Below are 17,094 nucleotides of genomic sequence, written 5' to 3' on the forward strand. Positions count from 1 at the left end.
CCAGTGACGGTTGCCAATCCCGGAGGCCGCGCTGCGGCGACGCCTTCTTCGGGAGGAACCTTGTGAAGCGCAGACGTCGCCAGCTACTCGCCGGACTAGCGGTCGTCGCCCTCGCCGCGACGACGGGTGTTGCCGGAATCCACCTCGCCGGCACCGAAGTGCCGGCCGCCGCCGCGGCGACCGGGGACGGTGAGCTACCGAACGCCCTCGGGGCCCACCTGGAGCAGATGCGTCGGTCGATACCGGGCAACGACGGCATGTCGTTGGACGGCCCGGGCGGTGCCGCGCAGCAGGAGTTCCTCAAGCGGGCCTACCCGGCCAACGAGGTAAGCCTCGCCGAGGTCGACCGCTCGAAGGCGGCGTTCGCGGCGGCGGAGCGCCGGGGCCGGGACGGCCAACGGTGGACCAACGTCGGGCCGAGCGAGGCCGTGTACCCGTTCACCGAGTACCGCAACGCCTTCAACTACGTTCCCAACGAGTACGTCGCCGGTGGCCGGGTGACCTCCCTCGACATCAGCCCCGACTGCAACCGGTGGCTCTGCCGGGCGTACGCCACGCCCTCCGGTGGTGGCGTCTGGGGCACGCTCAACATCCTCGCCGCCGAGCCGAAGTGGTATTACCTGGGTGGGCCGCTCGGCATCAACGCGGCCGGCTCGGTCACGATCGACCGCAACGACCGGACCGGGCTCACCATCTACGTCGGTACCGGTGAGGCGAACATCTGTGGCTCCGGATGTGTCGCCGGGGTCGGTCTCTACCGCTCCACCAACGGCGGTCTGACCTGGCAGGGCCCGCTCGGCAAGGAGGTGCTCGCCGGCAAGGGCATCGCCGAGATCACCATCGAGCCGGACGACCCGAAGACCATCTACGTCGCCACCACCACCGCGCTGCGCGGTATGTCCAGCGCCTGCTGCACCGGCGTGACGCGGCCGGTGCCCGACGCCGAGAAGTGGGGTCTCTACAAGACCACCGACGGTGGCAAGAACTGGAACTTCATCCACAACGGTTCGGCCGCCGCCACCGACTGCACCGGCGACGCCGAGGAGTTCGGCAACAACGCGGTCTGCTCGCCGCGCGGCGTCCGCTACGTCAAGCTCGACCCGAACAACTCCGACATCGTGTACGCGTCGTCGTACGGCCGTGGTGTCTGGCGCTCCCCGGACGCCGGAGCCAGCTGGACGCAGATCAAGCCGTCGCTCAACCCGGAGCTGTTCCAGACCCGGGCCGCCATCGACGTCACCGCGCTGCCCGACGGCAAGACCCGGATGTACGTCTACGAGGGCAACTTCGGCAACCCATACTCGCGGTTGCTGCGCAGCGACGACGTGGCCGGCGGAACCCCCACGTTCACCGATCTGACCAGCTCGAACCCGGCAGACCCGGGGTACGCCACCTACAACCAGTGCACCGGCCAGTGCTGGTACGACATGTTCGTGCACACCCCGCCGGGGCATCCGGACATCGTCTACACCGGTGGCTCCTATGTCTACGGCGAGACGGTCGCGCACAAGCGGGCCGTCGTCCTCTCCACCGACGCCGGGGTCAGCGGTACCGACATGACCTTCGACGGCACCGACGAGCTGCACCCGAACGGTCTGCATCCGGACCAGCACGCGATCGTGACCCACCCGCGGGACCCGTATCAGTTCTTCGAGGCCAACGACGGCGGGATCATGCGCTCCAGCGGTGACTTCGTCGATCGCTCCGCCTGGTGTGACAGCCCGGACCGCAACCTGACCACGCAGTCCCAGCAGGATCGCTGCAAGCAGATGCTCTCCCGGATCCCGAGCAAGCTGGAGGGCATCAACAAGGGCATGAACACGTTGCAGTTCATCAGCCTGTCGGTCAGCCCGCACGACGTGAACCTGCTGCAGGGTGGCACGCAGGACAACGGGACCTGGGAGAACAACGGCGAGCGGCGGCGCTGGTCGAACACGATGATCGGTGACGGTGGTGCCTCCGGCTTCGATGTCGGCAGGCCCGAGTTCCGCTTCCACACCTTCTTCGACGCGTCACCAGAGGTGAACTTCGCCGGCGGCGACATCGCCGAGTGGATCTGGACCGCGGACCCGATCTACGGCCAGCCCGGCACCCTCTTCTACGCTCCGGTCATCAGCGACCCGGTCGTCAGCGGCACGATGTTCGCCGGTACCGGCCGCTCGGTGTACCGGACGAAGACCTTCGGTCTGGGCGACCGGAGCATCGAGGAGGCCAACCGGATCTGCAACACCTGGACCGGCACCTTCGAGGAGCAGTGCGGGGACTGGGAGGCGCTGGGAGCCACGCCGCTCACCGACGAGGCGTGGGGGGACCGGGCCGGTGGCGCGGTCTCGGTGGTCCAGCGGGTCGACACCGACTCCGCCACCGCCTACGCGGCCACCAGCACCGGTCGAGTCTTCGTCAGCCACAACGTTGACGCCGAGTCGGCCGCCGAGGTGACCTGGACCCGGATCGACAACCCGGACACCCCGAACCGCTTCGTCACCAGCATCCACATCGACCCGAGCGACCCGAACCGGGCCTGGGTCTCCTACAGCGGCTTCAACTCGAACACGCCCGAGACGCTCGGGCACGTCTTCGAGGTGACGACCGCCGGCACGACGGTGACCTGGACCGACCGTTCGTACGACTTCGAGGATCAGCCGATCACCGACCTGGTCCGGGACGACGTCACCGGTGATCTGTACGCCTCGACCGACTTCGGCGTGTTGCGGTTGGCCGAGGGGCGGACCAGCTGGACCAAGGCGGGCGGTGGCATGCCGAATGTGGAGGTCGCCGGGCTCACCATCGTGCCGGGCGAGCGGGTCCTCTACGCGGCCTCGCACGGCCTCGGCGCCTGGCAGCTCAACCTGAAGTAGGTCGATCATCCACACCACCAACCGAGTGGGGGGCCGCGCCGGCGGCCCCCCACCGCTGTCCGGGAGGATCGGTCAGATCTGGCGTGCCCTGGGCGCGCTCTTCGTCCTGCTCGTCTTCGTCCCGCCGCTCCTGCTGCTGGTCTCGGGCTCGCTCACCGAGCCCGGGCTGCCGCCGTCCCCCACCCCGCGGCTGATCCCCGATCCGGTCTCCACCGCCGGCTACCGACAGGCCCTGGCGGTCGGCGGGGTGCTCCGTGCCGCGCTCAACTCCCTGCTGGTGGCGGTCGTCGCCGTGCCGCTGAGTGTGCTGGTTGCCGCGCTGGCCGGCTTCGCGTTGGCCCGGCTCAGGCCCCGGGCGGCCGCCCTCGTTGTGGTGGCCTCCCTGGCAGCCCTGATGGTGCCGGCCACCGCACTGCTGGTACCCCGGTTCACGATCTTCCGCGCGCTCGGGCTGACCGATACGCTGGTGCCCTTGATCGCTCCGGCGCTGTTGGGTACCTCCCCGCTCTACGTCCTGGTCTACTACCTGGCGTTCCGGGCGCTGCCGCGGGACCTCTACGACGCCTGTCTGGTGGAGGACATGACTCCGATGGGCATCTGGTGGCGGGTCGCGCTCCCGTTGGTGCGTCCGGTCACTGCCGCGATCACCGCGTTGACCTTCGTGCTGACCTGGTCGAACTTCCTCGATCCACTGATCTACGTGTACGACCGTGACCTGTTCACCCTGCCCTTGGCGCTGCGTTCGCTGTCGGTGCTGGATCCGACGAACTTCCCGGTGTTCCTGGCCGGGGCGGTCCTGGCAACCGGCCCGGCCGTGCTGGTCTTCGGGCTCGTCCAGCGCCGATTTTTCCACCACGATGACCAGACAGGACGGAACCGGCCATGAGAAGACCCAAGGCGCTGCTGGCGGCGCTGCTCGCGACTGTGCTCTTCGGCACCGGCTGCGCAGCCGGACCCGGGGCCGCCGCCGACGGGCCGGTGCGGCTACTGGTCTTCGGCGCCCCCGAGGAGTTGGCCGCGTATCGCACGCTGATCGAGGCGTACGGTCAGGCGCAGCCCGGTAACGAGGTGCAGCTCATCGAGGCGAGCGACCGCAAGGACCTGCTGGCTCGGCTCGCCACCTCGGTTGCCGGGGGAGCCCCACCGGACCTGTTCCTGATGAACTACCGCTTCTACGGCCAGTTCGCGGCGAAGAACGTGGTGGAGCCCTTGGACGAGCGGATCGCCGCCTCCGAGAGGGTGAATCCCGCTGACTACTATCCGGTGGCGGTGGAGGCCTTCACCTGGGGCGGCAAACAGCTCTGCCTGCCGCAGAACGTCTCCAGTCTCGCCGTCTACTACAACCGCACCCTCTTCGCCAAATACCAGGTCCCTGAGCCGAAGGCGGGCTGGACCTGGAACGACATGGTCGGGACCGCCATCGCGATGACCCGGGACGACCGTGGTGTGGTGGTCAAGGGCACCGAGAGCGAGGGGGCCGCTGCCCGCCCGGCCGTGCACGGGCTCGGCGTCGAGCCGTCGATCATCCGGGTGGCCCCGTTCACGTGGTCTGCCGGCGGTGAGATCGTCGATGACCCGGACCGACCGACCCGACTCACCCTGGACACCCAGGCCGGCCGGGAGGCGCTGAAGAACCTGGTCGACCTGCGCCAGGCGTACGGGGTGGTGCCCACCGACGAGGAGGTCGAGGCGGAGGACGACGAGTCCCGCTTCGCCAACGGCCGACTCGCCATGCTGATGTCCTCGCGGCGCTCCACCACCACCTTCCGCTCGATCACCGGCTTCGAGTGGGACGTCGCTCCGCTGCCGGTCTACCAGGACCAGGTCGGGGTGCTGCACTCGGACGCGTACTGCATGACCCGGGGTGCCAAGCGTAAGGACGCGGCGTGGCGGTTCCTGGAGTTCGCCATCTCCGCCGAGGGGCAGCAGATCATCGCCGCCACCGGGCGGACGGTGCCGTCGCACATCGGTGTCTCGCAGTCCCCGGTGTTCCTCGACCCGTCCCAGCCACCGCGCAACGCCCAGGTCTTCCTCGATACGGTTCCCACCCTCCGGACGTTGCCGACCATCTCCACCTGGCCGGAGGTCGAGGATGTGACCGCCGGGATCCTGGAGAACGCGCTCTACCGGGGCGACCGGTTGGACGAGGTCATCCGCGCCCTGGATGAGCAGACCCGCCCGCTGTTCGCCCGTGGTGAGCACGGGTGAACGATGCCGGTCTGACCCACGACGCCGGGCTGACTCTGGACGGAGTGAGTGCCGCCTACCGGGGCGTTACCGTTCTGCGGCAGATGTGGCTGACCGCGGCCCGGGGAGAACTCCTGGTGGTGCTCGGCCCCTCCGGCGCCGGCAAGTCGACGTTGTTGCGGGTGGTGGCCGGGCTGGAGCCGGTCACCACCGGGCGAGTCTGGATCGCCGGCCGGGATGTCACCGCCGACCGTCCCGGCCGGCGTAACGTGTCGATGGTCTTCCAGTCGTACGCGCTCTTTCCCCACCTGACCGTCGCCGAGAACATCGCGTTCGGCCTGGTGGTGCGGGATGTCCCGAAGGCGGCGGCCCGAGAGCGGGCCCGGCGGGCCGCCGAGCAGGTCGGCGCGGCGCATCTGCTCGGCCGGCGACCCGGGCAGCTCTCCGGCGGCGAGCGACAGCGGGTCGCGTTGGCTCGGGCGTTGGTGCGGGAGCCGGACGTCTTCCTCCTCGACGAGCCGCTGTCCAACCTCGACCTTGCGCTGCGGGTGCAGATGCGGGCCGAGCTGCGGGCCCTGCACGACCGGCTCGGCGCCACGATGGTGCACGTCACGCACGACCAAACCGAGGCGCTGGTGCTGGCCGACCGGATCGCGGTGCTGCGCGACGGCCGGGTGGAGCAGGTCGGTACGCCGGACGAGATCTGGCACACCCCGGCGAGCCGGTTCGTGGCTGGCTTTGTCGGCTCCCCGGCGATGAACGTGCTTCCGAGCTCCGGCCCGATCCACCCGTCCGGTGCTCCGCCGGCGGGGATGGCCGGCGACCGGGAGATCGGGTTCCGCCCGGAGGCGGTGGTGTTGGGGGAGTCCGACGGCGCGGCGGCGACTGTTGACCGGGTGGAGGTGGTCGGCACGGACGCCTACGCCTACCTCACTCTCCGCGCCGGGAGCCCGGTGGTGGCCCGGGTGCCCGCCGCCCACCGGCCCGCGCGCGGCGATGCGGTTCGAGTCGGGGTCCGCTGGGCCGATACGCACGTCTTCGACGCCGCCACCGGGCTCCGGTGCGTTCCTTGAGCGAAAGGAGTGAGCGGTCGCGCGCCGGGGTAGGGCCGGCGGCGCGTGGGCACCGGCAGGTGGTGCTGATGCTGGCGCCGTATCTGATCGGTCTGGTCGGTTTGGTGTTGTTCCCTGCCGCGGTCACGCTTGCCCTGGCCTTCACCGAGTACGACCTGGTCAATCCGCCGAGCTGGGCCGGGTTGGCGAACGTCTCCGAGCTGGTGACGGACCCGGTCTTCCGGGTCGCGCTGACCAACTCGCTGGTGTTCGCGCTGGTGGCCGTGCCGCTTCGGGTGCTGCTCGCACTGGGCTTGGCGCTGCTGCTGCATCGCCGGTCGTTCGGGGCCCGTCCCGCACGGGTCGCGGCGCTGCTGCCGACCGCGGTACCCGAGATCGCCTATGGCCTGCTCTGGCTCTGGCTGTTCAACCCCTTGTACGGCCCGATCAACCAGCTGCTGCGCGTCGGTGGCGAGAACGGGTTGACCGTGCTCGGTCGTACCCCGCCGCAGTGGCTGACCGACCCCACTGACGCCCGCGCCGCGATCATCCTGATGAGTGTGTTCACCATGGGCGAGACCTTCGTGGTGTTACTCGCCGCCCGGCGGGCCCTGCCAGCGGATGTCTATGAGGTGGCGGCCCTGGAGGACGCCACCGGTTGGGACGTCTTCCGCCGGGTCACCCTGCCGCTGATGGCGCCGGTGCTGGCCCTGCTGGTGGTGCGGGATCTGATCGCCAGCCTGCACTTCTCCTTTGTGCCGGCGCTCGTGGTGACCGACGGTGGCCCGCCGCCGTATGCCACCACCTACCTGTCGTTGTTCATCTACCGCACCGGGTTCGAGTACCTGCGCTACGGCTACGCCGCGGCCGCGACGTTGGTGATGATGCTGCTGACGGTGGCGGCGGTGGTGGTGCAGTGGCGGCTGTTCCGCCGCTACCGGGCCTTCTATCGGCTGTGATCATTCAGGGCCGGTCGGTTCGTGGCTTCCGTCGGACTCTTAATCCGCGGGTTCGGGGTTCGAGTCCCTGGCGGCGCACCAACGAGCAAGGCCCTGACCTGGCACTTCTGTGCCGGTCGGGGTCTTTTTCGTCGGTGTCTGTCGATATCTAGCGCTGCTGTGAGCCCGAGGTGAGCCCGGGGGTGTATTGCGATGCCATCAGGCGGTGGAAGCTCCCACCGCCTCAGGACGCCTGGTCATCGATGTCAGCCGATTTATCGGGCTGTGAGCCCGGGTGAGCCCGGGAGCGCTTCTGCCTGGGCACCAGACGCGCGGCGGCTTCCGCCGCATCGTGCGCCACCTCCGGCAGGACCGAGGTGTAGGTGTCCGACGTGAGCCCGATGGACGCGTGGCCCAGCATCTCCTGTACCACCTTCCGGTCGACCCCGGCCGCGAGCGCGATCGTTGCCGCACCGTGACGGAGGTCATGCAGCCGGATCGGCGGAAGGCCAGCCCTCCGGGTCAGCCGCTCGAAGCGGGCTGTCAGCCGGTCTGGTTCGATCCACCCCCCGGTTGGCTGGGTGAACAGTCGACCGCTGTCCACCCATGCCGCTCCGGCCCTCTCGCGCGCCTTGCGTTGCCGCTTGAGGTGCCGCTTGAGCACCTTCACGCTCTTCCGATCCAGCGCAACGACGCGATCCCCCGCGTCGCTCTTCGGTGTGCCTTCCAGCGTCTGCCCTCCGAACGCCACTAGCTGAGTAGCGATGGTGAGGGTTTGTGCCTTGAGGTCTAGGTCCTCTGGCCGTAGCCCGCACGCTTCGCCCCGTCGCAGTCCCCGGAACACGATCAGGTGAAAAAGCGCGCACAGGTCGTCATCACCGATCGCATCCAGGAACGCGCCGGCTTGCTCTGGTGTCCACACCATGACCGGTGACGGCTTCACACCGGTAGCCTGCCATTGCGCCACCCGGTCATCAGTCCACACAAGCGCCTTCGGGCGCTTCACGGAATCCAGCTCGACATGTGCGGCAGGGTTAAACGTGATCAGCCCCTGGGCTATCGCATCGTTGAGTGCTGCGCGGAGCGTTGCCCTGATGTGTCGCTGCGTCGTTGGCCCCGCTGGACGACGGAATGGGGGCATCTCTGCGATAGCGGCACGTGCCGTACGGCGACGCTGCCGCCCCTTGAGCGCCTTTAGCTCATCGATAGCGGCGTGCCGTAGCGCGTTCGACTCTTCAATCTCGATGTTTTGTTCAGCGATACCAGCGAACATCTCTTTTAGGTGAGACACCCTAAGTCGGTCTAGCCGTATGTCCCCGATGCGGGGCTTTAGGTGATTCTGGATGTCTCCGGCGTACCTGTTCTTCGTGCTGGGGCGGATTTTGCGGCCAGCGATCCATTCGTCTAGCCACTCCCCGACCGTGGTCTTCGCGGTCAGTGACTGTCCGCTGTGCAGCTTGCGCCTCGTCTCGTCCAGGTCGGGCAATGGTCCCCCACTGGATGCGACACCCGCCAGTAGGTCCCCGATGCGCTGCTGTCCGTCTGCGTCGTCACTGTCAGGCAGCGCCAGCAAAGCCCGTAGGGCGTCCAGGTCGACCTGTGCCTCAGCAGCCGACGTGTAGCCGGTCCGGCGGAACGTCCGCCGTTCGCCGTCCGCTGTCGGCGGTAGCTCCTGGCGTACGCCCCATGTGCCGTGACGGCGTTGGTTGAGCTTCGGGCAGGACTGTCCGTACTGTTTGCCTGTCTGTGGATCGCGGCAGGCGCAGCGGCGGAATGTTGATCCTCTCAAGGTTCCTCCTGACAGTGAAGGTTGGTACCAAGTAGGTACCATACAGGTACCTCCAAGGTATCAACTAGAATGAGGGCGTGGAAGGGCAAAGAGTGGGCGCAGATGGCATGCCAGAGCTTCCCCCGAAACCTAGGGTGAGGAAAGAAAAGCGAGATCGGCAGGCCAAGATTCGGCTCTCGGATCGGGAAACCAAGGCCCTAGAGGACCGGCGGCCAGACCTTACGGTTGCGGGCATTGTCTCCCTGTTGGTTGATGACGTGCTAGAGGGTCGCCACAATCCTTCATGGATGCTCCCGGCGGACGACGACACTGACCCCCAATAGTTCAAGGATGGCCCGGACCGGAACAACGTAGCTACGTCCAACCCGAATGACCTGTACAGGGAACTGCCCGCGTTGGGCTAGCGTGTAGGCTTTGCTGCGGCCGATGCCGAGGATTGATCCGGCCGTAGCGACATCCGTTGTCAGTCCGAGACCCTGAACAGATGCGACGGTCCAAGGTTCATTGGTGCCGTTTTTGGACATGAATCTCCTCCCGTTGGGAAGACAAGTTTGTGGCTCCGCTTGAGGCTTAAAGCCAGTGAGGCAGTTATTCAGGCAGCCTGATGGACACTTCCAGCCCAACTTCAGGATCGATCAAGGGTTCACGTGTAGCCCGACCTTGGAGCGACAACCATAGCAGCCACTGCAACACCCCCCTTCGCGAAGCAGTGACCCAGGTCACATCAGATTCCACCTACAGGCATACGGGTTTGTAGGTGGTTATTAATAGTGAGGGGGTTTTACGGGAGGGAGGGGAGGGAGCGAAGGCGACCGACCCGACCGACCCAACAGTGACCTACCAGTGAGGGCAGCCCCCTTGGCTGCCCGACAGTCACTACTGCTAACAGCAACAGGGCAGCCCCCTAGGGCTGCCAACACTAGTCACTACTGACTACTACTAACCAGGTTGGCAGCCCTTCGGCTGCCAACAACAGAACCAACCACTACGGCAGCCCCCGAGGGCTGCCAACACTGACAACAGCAGTAGCAGCAACTACTGTTGGCAGCCCCCTCGGCTGCCAACCAACAGTAACTACTAAACAGTTCTACTCAAACAAGGGCAGCCCCCTCGGGCTGCCTAGTAGTAACCACTAACTACAGTGGCAGCCCTCAAGGGCTGCCCGCAGTAACAAACTGAAGCTTTAATAGCTACCACTGTTGGGCAGCCCTTCGGGGGACTGCCCAACCAATAACCAACAACCAACCACTAAAGGGCAGCCCCGAAGGGCTGCCTACAGTAACAAACCACAGCTTCTAATTAGCTACTACTGTTGGCATTCCCCAAAGAATGCCAACCAACAGAAACAACCACTGTCCCGCAAAGGCAATGAGTTACAACACCTGCACCATCTGCAAACACCTCACACCCCACGGCACCACAAGGTGCCCAACACACCAGCCGAAACCGTTCGCCACCGCCCAACGGTCGGAGGCGCACAACCGCACTCACCCCGAAGTTTGGTATTCCGCAAAGGCAGCCCGCGCGAAACGCGCGTACCTCAACCACCATCCGGTGTGCTGGGAATGTGGAGCACCCTCAACACACGTCGACCACACCATCCCCACGTCCACACCGGAAGGCCAGGCACTGCTCATGGAACCGTCGCTGTGGCGTCCTCACTGCGCCACCTGCTCCAACCGCCAAGGGGCCCGGTTAGGGGCCCAACGAAGAATCGAGAACCGTGCGACCCCGTTCGGTGAAAGAGCCCCTGGGCTCTGACACAACAGTCTAGCTGGGCGGGGGTTCGCACACTACGGTCTGCATTCCGTACAGAAAAACCCACAAGACAGTCTGCTCAGGAAATGCAAACCCACAACCCCCAACCCCCGGCAGGGGGAAAGGGGCAGAAAAACTTTCCCACAAACTTTACCCACTCCCGCTGCATTAGGCTCGTTTTTGTGTCTGCACATTTCCCGGGTTTGTGGGAATTCGAGGGAAACCTTAAATTGTTTCAGTTACCTTAAATGAGAGTAAGGAAATTTCATGGATGATCCGTTTTCGGCGTTCCGTGAGCCCCCTACCCGACCCAGCGACCAGCACAGCACCGTAAGGAGAACTTCTCCTCCACCGCCCTGGCGGTGGAGGAGACCTCGTCGTAGCTGGTCGGCGCGGCCGCCCTTGAACAGGAGCCGGGCCAGCTGACCGCTGCTGAGGTTTCGGTTTTCGGAGAGCCTAAAGTTGGTTGGCTTGACTTTCTCAAATCCCATTGATAACCTTTCCGCGTCAAGACAACGATCCACTGTGGAGGAACGATGAAGATCGGTAGGGCATTGTCAAGGCTAGGCCTTGGAGTGGCAGTGGTGGCCGTCGGTGGATTTATGGCGCTTAGCTCCGGGACGGGCGCATTCGCGAATACCACGTTTAAAGATGAGTATAAGTACTGGCAATCCGAAAGCAATCCATTGAAGGTTTCCGGCTACGGCAGTACCGTCTATGGATATGGCCAGTGGCGGGTCACTGACAACAGTAGCGGAACTCGTTCGTTCCTGGACGCCCGACTTTGGTATTCCAACGCAGACAACCACAAGAAGTACGCTGAACTCGAAACGCAGGCGAATGTTACGCCAGCTGGCGCGATCAGTGCCCAATTCTTCCCCCACGCAATTAAAGCAACTCCGAGTTCCAATTACACGTCCAAAACCTGGAACTACGTCAACACCTCAGTTCATTCCTGGGGCACTAAGGCCCGTGCGGCTGTCGTGGTATGTCTCGACATCCCGAACCGCTTCGATCCGTGTTCTGGTGAGAGTATAACTGGCAGCACAAATTACTAACATATAGATCTCACGAGTCACCGCCGAGCCTTGCCGTCGCAACGATTGGACTTATCAAGGCTCGGCGGCGGCATGATCGCATGGAGAAACTTTTGGACGTGGGTCGCCTTGTCCTGACCGACTTGACGAAGGCTTTTGGGAACTCGTTTACTCTCGGGCCGCTTTCTTTGACTTTAACAAAGGGCGTAACGTGCCTCGTCGGACCGAACGGCGCGGGCAAATCAACGCTCTTCCGTATTGCCGCTAAAGTGGACCGTCCCACCTCCGGATCCATCACCCTTGAAAATGACGGGAGATCAGCAAGGCTGGGTTACCTACCACAGGAGCCGTTGCTGCCGCCATCGGCAACCTGTGAAGACTTTCTGCACTACGTGGCCTGGCTGCAGCGCATCGGTCGACACCAGCGCGCGGCTGCTATATCGTCGGCTTTGGCCGCCGTAGGACTAGCCGACCGTCGCTCTAGCAGGATCCGCGAACTGTCGGGCGGAATGCGTCGGCGTCTCGGTATCGCGCATGCGATTGTCCATGACCCGGCCCTCATCCTGTTGGACGAGCCGACCGTTGGCCTGGATCCGGCGCAACGAATCAGTCTACGCAACACCATCGGCACGGTTGGCCAGGACAGGATCGTACTCGTCTCGACCCACCTCGTTGAGGACGTTCGCGGTCTGGCTGACCGGGTGATCATCCTTAATCAGGGAAGAGCTATCTACGACGGCAACATCCCCGATCTGGAGAAGCTCGCGACGGCCGAGGCACCTGGTGACACCGATTTGGAGCGAGCTATCGCCAGCCTAATGGAGGGGCAGCAGTGAAGCTCCACGTGCCTTTCGCACTGCGTACGTTGGTCGGCCCTTGGCTAGTGCTGCCGGCACTCGGAGTAGAGATCGCCACTTTCCTTTTGCGAGGTCTACCCTGGCGTGGCGAGGGAATGTGGACCATCGAATGGTTTGCCACCTCCCTATACCTTATCGGGCCCCTGTGTGCTGGTGCAGCTGCGGTAGACGCCGCGCGCCTTACCCGCCCCGGGAACCTCCATCTTGCTGTTGCTGTGCCCCGACCATGGCGGGTGTACGCGCGGGCTGTCGCGTGGTGCGCGGTCCCGCTCATGATCCTGCACCTAGCCGTGATCATCGCTGGCCTGTTGGTTGGAGAGGTTCGCCAGCCGAGTGCCGGCTGGGCGATGATGTCAGTCGCTGCCACGGTTCAGTGTTTCGCGATTCTCTGGTTTGCTACGCTTGGCTCAGCTATTGGACGCTTCGCGAATTATCTTTTGGCTGGGTTGATCGGTGCTGCATCCGGCTACCTCCTCAGCTACCTGGTCAGCGATGCACTAGACGGCGAACCCCGATTCCGTCTCCTCGCTTTAGGGGCCGCTACCGTCACCCTCTTGGGGCGTAGCTACAATTCGGGATATCTGCTCGGGCAACTGACCGTATTCGGCCTCACATCAACGCTTTTCCTCTTGACTTTGGTGCGGATTCGGTCAGGTGTCCGACTGCCTAGCCTCACTGGCGCTGCCGCAGCGATGCTCGCTGTGGTAGTGGTTGCCCTAGCCCCGGCGGTTCTTCCTGCCGAAAGGCGTGTCGATGACCCCCGACCACCAAGCTATTGCTTGGGTAAGGACCCGGAGGTCTGCTTATATTACGAACACCGCCGATATGCGGAGCTAGTCGAACCACACATTCGTACGCTAATGAACGCCGCCCAGGAAAACGGCTATTCCGCCTTTGTGCCCCAACGGATAATGGAGGAAAGTCAAAGCTATAGGCCCGACCCTTCGCAGGCCAAGCCTCTCTGGTTGCCGGCTGAGGTATACGAGGAGGGCAGGTATACTCTGGAAGACGCTGCTTTCTTCCTCCTGCTACCGGCACACTGTGACTTCCTAAATGGCCCGACATTGACCCCCGAAGGTTACGATGAAATATTCTTCTCGCTCCTCGGAACCTGGCTCGAAATTGCCGACGGGAAGCCCTCCCACGCGCCGGTAGAGTACCGAAAACTCACGCCGACCGAGGTGAGTCAAGCATTGGCGGATCTGGATCGATGTCAAGTCGGTAGTGATTGATTAGAAGTGGAATTAATGCGCACGCTGCGTGCTTGGTCAGCCGTCCACAGTACCGGTCCGGCCCTCGGTGCCTTGGCGTTGGTGGGATTGGCTTCGCTGTTTTTTGCCGATTCGACAGTGGACGGGATAGGACCTTTCCGCTTTTGGATGCCAGTGTCCGCACTTCTACTCCTTCCGGCCATCGCGGGAGTGAGTGCCGCCATCGCATGCGCCAGCACCCATCGCCTACCACTGCCCGATCCGGCGCGCGCCCATGGGGCGCGCGCCGGATGGGCGGTCGCCTGGACGGCGCTGGCTGCCCTTGTCGCCAACTTGGGCTTGCTACTCTCCTCGGGTACCTCGCCCCTGGCGGTTACTCGCAACGTAGCCCTCTACATGACGCTCAGTCTCGTGATGGTGTCCGTCGGGCACTCTCACTTGGCTTGGGCGCCCGCGTTCGCCTACACGATCGCCGCAATGCTATTTGGGCACGGCTCCAATTCCGATCAGTACACGTACTACTGGTGGGCTGTCGTGATGCAAGAAGAACTGACGACCACACAGTTGGTCATCAACCTGTTGATCCTCGCTATCGCGCTAACCTTGTACGTGGCCAAGCCCAGTCACAACAGCCGTGTCTAGAGGAATTCAGATTCAGGACGTAGGGCTTGCTGTTTCTATTGGGCCTGTCAAGACAATTGCCCTGTCTCACATTCGGTGGCGATGGAGGATCCTGCTATCCGAGGAGGATGCGGTGGGCGAGGCAGGGTACAGCCTAAGGGGTATCTCGCAACCCTAATGTATGTCTGTTGAGGATGATTACGGTCCTGGACCCCGACAGGGGCCCGGGGCCTTTTCATTGGGCGGTTCACACGATCCTCAAAGGCGGCACCTGGACCGCTAGCCGCCCACTACGGCCAGCCCTCAATGGCTGACCCAGGACGGACGCGTCAGAAACGCTGTCCGGCGCGGATAGAACCCTCGAACGCGTCCCACTCATCCGCCGTGAAGCGGAGCGGCGGCTGATCCGGGTTTTTAGTGTCGCGGATATGCCGATCGCCGTTCTCGCCTTCGGCCACCTCAACACAGTTCGGGGCGGAGTTGTCACACCTCATCGGCTTCTGCCGGCTCAACTTCTCCACGAGAATCTTCCTCTCTCTTTTCCTCACCGGACGCTGATTGCGTCCGGACATCCTTCGGGTGCGGTGGCGTACGTGGGTCAAGCAGGTCATGGGCCAGCAACTCCGCGAATGCTTCACCCCACACCCGGCACCGCCGTCGGGTGCCGCACTCCGGGCAGTGACCATTGACCGCCTGGTGCAAGCTGAGGGTCTTCTGCCACCGCTCAACCGTTGTCCGGCAGGGTGGCCGGCCTGTCACCGAAGTGCCCCGATCACGACGGCGGCAACAACGATCACCACCACCAGTAGAGCTGTCAGTTTCTGACGGGTCGTCAGGGGGTAGGGGTCTGGCTGTGGTACTGGCTCACTGTGCACCTGGTCGCCATCCGGCAACGGGGGCGACCCGTGAGGATCACGGTTGCGGTGTAGCTCTTGGTGCCCACTGTCGTCTGCCATCACAACCGCCTGAGCCCGTCCAGCACAGCCTCAAGCACGTCTACGTCCGGATGGGTCGTGTAGTACACCCGCGCCCGCCCGACGGCGGGCGAACTCTGCACGCAAAGATCGGTTGCAACCGGCGTGGAGGGGGTCGGCGGAGCTGCCGCTTCCAGGTCGATCCGGTGCCGAGCGGCATTCGCCTTCGTGCCTGTGATCACGCCCAGGAGCAGGCCAAGCATGCCCGCAACGGCAGCTATAGAAATCATTACCAGCATTGACGCTCCTAGGGTCCAAGAAGTCCCCGGCGGGTTGGGTTCTCCACCGGCACGCTGTCGGGTTCCACGATGGATGCGCTAGGCATACCCTCACTAGGTGTGTCTATCGGGTGGGCAGCGCCGAGACAGTCCGGGGAACCCGTGCGATAGCCTGAATTATTGATCTTGATTTTGGGGGACGTTGAATTGGTCGACCTGTCGAACCCGATCGCATCGTTCATCGTTAGTGAGATCCGCCGTGCCAGAGGAGCGGCCGGCATGACACAAGAAGCGTTCGGGCGAGCAGCCGGATATGCCGCGTCACACGTTAGCTCCGTCGAGAACGGAACACGGGCGCTAACAATCGACTTCATCCATGGAGCCGATCGGGGCCTCAACACCGGCGGACTATTCGAACGCATGATCAAAGAACTGGGGCGGCGATCCTGGTTCCTGCCTTGGCTAGATGCCGAACGCACTGCAACACAGCTCAGGTGTTTTCAACCTTCCCTCATTCCTGGCCTACTACAGACCCAGGACTACGCCCGGGCGGTGATCCGGTGCGATGACCGGCTCAGCGATGAAGAGGTTGATCGGAGGCTTGTCGAAAGGATGGACCGGCAAGAAGTCTTGACCAGAAAGGACCCTCCCCACTTCATAGCGGTTATTGCCGAATCGGTAATCCGTCGAGCGGGCGAAGACTTCCGTGACATCATGGCCGGTCAGACTAAGCACCTAATCTCACTTGCGGAAAGACCCAACATTAGCGTCCACATCCTGCCTGACGAAATCAGTATGCATGTCGGGCTTACTGGCCCATTCAGCCTCACCTGCGCCGGTCACCAGTGGCTAGCGGAGATGGAAAACCAACTAGGGGGCACGGTTGTAGACCAAGACGACAACGTAGATACTCTGATGTCACGGTGGGAGACGGTGCGCAACGAGGCACTACCTCGCCGCCAGTCAGTCGAGCTGATGAAGGAAGTAGTGGACTCATGGACCTGATCGGCGCTCAGTGGCGCAAGTCGACCCGCAGCGGCTCCGGTGGCGGCAACTGTGTGGAGGTCGCCGGCAACCTCCCCGGCATCGTCGGGGTCCGGGACAGCAAAGACCCGACCGGCCCGGCGCTCGTGTTCGGCCCCGAGGCGTGGCGCTCGTTCGTCGCGTTCACCAACAGCGGGCACGTAGCCCGCTGAGGCGCTACACGCACAACGAAACCCCCGGCCCTTCCTCACGGGTAGCCGGGGGTTTTCACGTCCACAGGGCCCGTACTGCCGGCCCTGCAGTGACGGTCGGTGTATTGCGGGGGTCTTCTATGTGGCTTCTTGCTCCCCGCCTCACCCCTGGATGGTGAGCCCGGTGTGAGCCCGGATGTCTCTGGACCGGCCGTCAGCCGGTGGGACCGGCCGGCATGAAGAAGGGTGCCCACCTGGCTTGATAGGCACCCTTCACTATCCAGCGGGACCGGCTAACACGAAACCGCTCTAACTCTTAATCCGCGGGTTCGGGGTTCGAGTCCCTGGCGGCGCACCAACGAGCAAGGCCCTGACCTGGTATTTCTGTGCCGGTCAGGGCCTTTTCGCGTACGGCGGTG

15 protein-coding genes, 2 tRNA genes and 1 pseudogene are annotated in these 17,094 nt (G+C 64.1%); 13 read left to right on the forward strand and 5 right to left on the reverse strand.

Going from position 1 to position 17,094, the window contains the following annotated elements; genetic code table 11:
• Window positions 1–62 precede the first annotated feature (62 nt).
• From SALPAC6_RS0123500 to SALPAC6_RS0123525, 6 genes are all read left to right on the forward strand, one after another.
• The gene (locus tag SALPAC6_RS0123500) at window positions 63–2,858 is read left to right on the forward strand and encodes a beta propeller repeat protein (RefSeq protein ID WP_018255761.1); all 2,796 of its coding nucleotides are present in this window, start codon (window positions 63–65) and stop codon (window positions 2,856–2,858) included.
• A gap of 25 nt (window positions 2,859–2,883) precedes the next feature.
• Entirely contained in the window at window positions 2,884–3,744 is an 861-nt protein-coding gene (locus SALPAC6_RS0123505; protein ID WP_018255762.1) for a carbohydrate ABC transporter permease, read from the forward strand.
• Entirely contained in the window at window positions 3,741–5,066 is a 1,326-nt protein-coding gene (locus SALPAC6_RS0123510; RefSeq protein ID WP_018255763.1) for an ABC transporter substrate-binding protein, read from the forward strand. Before SALPAC6_RS0123505 ends, SALPAC6_RS0123510 begins: the two co-directional genes overlap by 4 nt.
• Window positions 5,063–6,118, forward strand: a complete 1,056-nt coding sequence (locus tag SALPAC6_RS0123515; RefSeq protein WP_018255764.1) for an ABC transporter ATP-binding protein — start codon at window positions 5,063–5,065, stop codon at window positions 6,116–6,118. Before SALPAC6_RS0123510 ends, SALPAC6_RS0123515 begins: the two co-directional genes overlap by 4 nt.
• A 68-nt stretch (window positions 6,119–6,186) precedes the next feature.
• Window positions 6,187–7,056 carry a carbohydrate ABC transporter permease gene (locus tag SALPAC6_RS0123520; RefSeq protein WP_018255765.1) on the forward strand — a complete coding sequence of 290 codons (870 nt, stop codon included), beginning with the start codon at window positions 6,187–6,189 and terminating at the stop codon, window positions 7,054–7,056.
• Window positions 7,057–7,063: 7 nt separating this feature from the next.
• A tRNA-Lys gene (locus tag SALPAC6_RS0123525) sits at window positions 7,064–7,137 on the forward strand.
• A 142-nt stretch (window positions 7,138–7,279) separates the two neighbouring features.
• Here SALPAC6_RS0123525 and SALPAC6_RS28490 read toward each other — a convergent pair.
• Both SALPAC6_RS28490 and SALPAC6_RS30580 read right to left on the reverse strand, forming a co-directional pair.
• Window positions 7,280–8,308 carry a site-specific integrase gene (locus tag SALPAC6_RS28490; protein WP_223874467.1) on the reverse strand — a complete coding sequence of 343 codons (1,029 nt, stop codon included), beginning with the start codon at window positions 8,306–8,308 and terminating at the stop codon, window positions 7,280–7,282.
• A 12-nt stretch (window positions 8,309–8,320) separates the two neighbouring features.
• Window positions 8,321–8,866, reverse strand: a pseudogene (locus SALPAC6_RS30580) (tyrosine-type recombinase/integrase); the annotation flags it as partial.
• A gap of 2,252 nt (window positions 8,867–11,118) precedes the next feature.
• Between SALPAC6_RS30580 and SALPAC6_RS29535 the strand changes: the two are divergent.
• The 4 genes from SALPAC6_RS29535 to SALPAC6_RS0123545 all read left to right on the forward strand — a co-directional run bounded on the left by SALPAC6_RS29535 (window position 11,119) and on the right by SALPAC6_RS0123545 (window position 14,329).
• Window positions 11,119–11,640, forward strand: a complete 522-nt coding sequence (locus tag SALPAC6_RS29535; protein ID WP_162561506.1) for a hypothetical protein — start codon at window positions 11,119–11,121, stop codon at window positions 11,638–11,640.
• Between the two features lie 80 nt (window positions 11,641–11,720).
• Window positions 11,721–12,455, forward strand: coding sequence for an ATP-binding cassette domain-containing protein (locus tag SALPAC6_RS28500; RefSeq protein ID WP_188115261.1), 735 nt, complete (start codon window positions 11,721–11,723; stop codon window positions 12,453–12,455).
• Between the two features lie 293 nt (window positions 12,456–12,748).
• Entirely contained in the window at window positions 12,749–13,708 is a 960-nt protein-coding gene (locus SALPAC6_RS29540) for a hypothetical protein (RefSeq protein WP_162561505.1), read from the forward strand.
• A 15-nt stretch (window positions 13,709–13,723) separates the two neighbouring features.
• Window positions 13,724–14,329, forward strand: coding sequence for a hypothetical protein (locus SALPAC6_RS0123545; RefSeq protein WP_223874316.1), 606 nt, complete (start codon window positions 13,724–13,726; stop codon window positions 14,327–14,329).
• A gap of 308 nt (window positions 14,330–14,637) precedes the next feature.
• Here SALPAC6_RS0123545 and SALPAC6_RS0123550 read toward each other — a convergent pair whose 3' ends face one another.
• The 3 genes from SALPAC6_RS0123550 to SALPAC6_RS26660 form a co-directional block, all read right to left on the reverse strand.
• Window positions 14,638–14,829 (reverse strand): DUF397 domain-containing protein, encoded by a 192-nt coding sequence (locus SALPAC6_RS0123550; RefSeq protein WP_018255769.1) that lies wholly within the window; start codon window positions 14,827–14,829, stop codon window positions 14,638–14,640.
• Between the two features lie 234 nt (window positions 14,830–15,063).
• Window positions 15,064–15,264: a hypothetical protein gene (locus tag SALPAC6_RS30585; protein WP_018255770.1), complete on the reverse strand. Its 201-nt coding sequence runs from the start codon at window positions 15,262–15,264 to the stop codon at window positions 15,064–15,066.
• The gene (locus SALPAC6_RS26660) at window positions 15,264–15,521 is read right to left on the reverse strand and encodes a hypothetical protein (RefSeq protein ID WP_018255771.1); all 258 of its coding nucleotides are present in this window, start codon (window positions 15,519–15,521) and stop codon (window positions 15,264–15,266) included. Before SALPAC6_RS26660 ends, SALPAC6_RS30585 begins: the two co-directional genes overlap by 1 nt.
• 186 nt (window positions 15,522–15,707) lie before the next feature.
• Between SALPAC6_RS26660 and SALPAC6_RS0123565 the strand changes: the two genes are divergently transcribed.
• From SALPAC6_RS0123565 to SALPAC6_RS29545, 3 genes are all read left to right on the forward strand, one after another.
• A complete protein-coding gene (locus SALPAC6_RS0123565; protein WP_080636180.1) occupies window positions 15,708–16,505 on the forward strand; it encodes a helix-turn-helix domain-containing protein in 798 nt (265 codons plus the stop codon).
• Complete coding sequence (locus SALPAC6_RS0123570) at window positions 16,496–16,696, forward strand: DUF397 domain-containing protein (protein WP_018255773.1); 201 nt, start codon at window positions 16,496–16,498, stop codon at window positions 16,694–16,696. Before SALPAC6_RS0123565 ends, SALPAC6_RS0123570 begins: the two co-directional genes overlap by 10 nt.
• A gap of 262 nt (window positions 16,697–16,958) precedes the next feature.
• A tRNA-Ser gene (locus tag SALPAC6_RS29545) sits at window positions 16,959–17,033 on the forward strand.
• Window positions 17,034–17,094 lie beyond the last annotated feature (61 nt).

The organism is Salinispora mooreana (genome assembly GCF_000379065.1).
Classification (GTDB): Bacteria; Actinomycetota; Actinomycetes; order Mycobacteriales; family Micromonosporaceae; genus Micromonospora; species Micromonospora mooreana.

Bases quoted from the DNA above. Each gene is read 5' to 3' on its own strand.
- SALPAC6_RS0123545 (WP_223874316.1), top strand. From the start codon at position 13,724: ATGCGCACGCTGCGTGCTTGGTCAGCCGTCCACAGTACCGGTCCGGCC.
- SALPAC6_RS0123520 (WP_018255765.1), top strand. From the start codon at position 6,187: ATGCTGGCGCCGTATCTGATCGGTCTGGTCGGTTTGGTGTTGTTCCCT.
- SALPAC6_RS28500 (WP_188115261.1), top strand. From the start codon at position 11,721: ATGGAGAAACTTTTGGACGTGGGTCGCCTTGTCCTGACCGACTTGACG.
- SALPAC6_RS0123510 (WP_018255763.1), top strand. From the start codon at position 3,741: ATGAGAAGACCCAAGGCGCTGCTGGCGGCGCTGCTCGCGACTGTGCTC.
- SALPAC6_RS26660 (WP_018255771.1), bottom strand. From the start codon at position 15,521: ATGCTGGTAATGATTTCTATAGCTGCCGTTGCGGGCATGCTTGGCCTG.
- SALPAC6_RS29535 (WP_162561506.1), top strand. From the start codon at position 11,119: ATGAAGATCGGTAGGGCATTGTCAAGGCTAGGCCTTGGAGTGGCAGTG.
- SALPAC6_RS0123570 (WP_018255773.1), top strand. From the start codon at position 16,496: ATGGACCTGATCGGCGCTCAGTGGCGCAAGTCGACCCGCAGCGGCTCC.
- SALPAC6_RS30585 (WP_018255770.1), bottom strand. From the start codon at position 15,264: ATGGCAGACGACAGTGGGCACCAAGAGCTACACCGCAACCGTGATCCT.
- SALPAC6_RS28490 (WP_223874467.1), bottom strand. From the start codon at position 8,308: ATGTTCGCTGGTATCGCTGAACAAAACATCGAGATTGAAGAGTCGAAC.
- SALPAC6_RS29540 (WP_162561505.1), top strand. From the start codon at position 12,749: ATGATCCTGCACCTAGCCGTGATCATCGCTGGCCTGTTGGTTGGAGAG.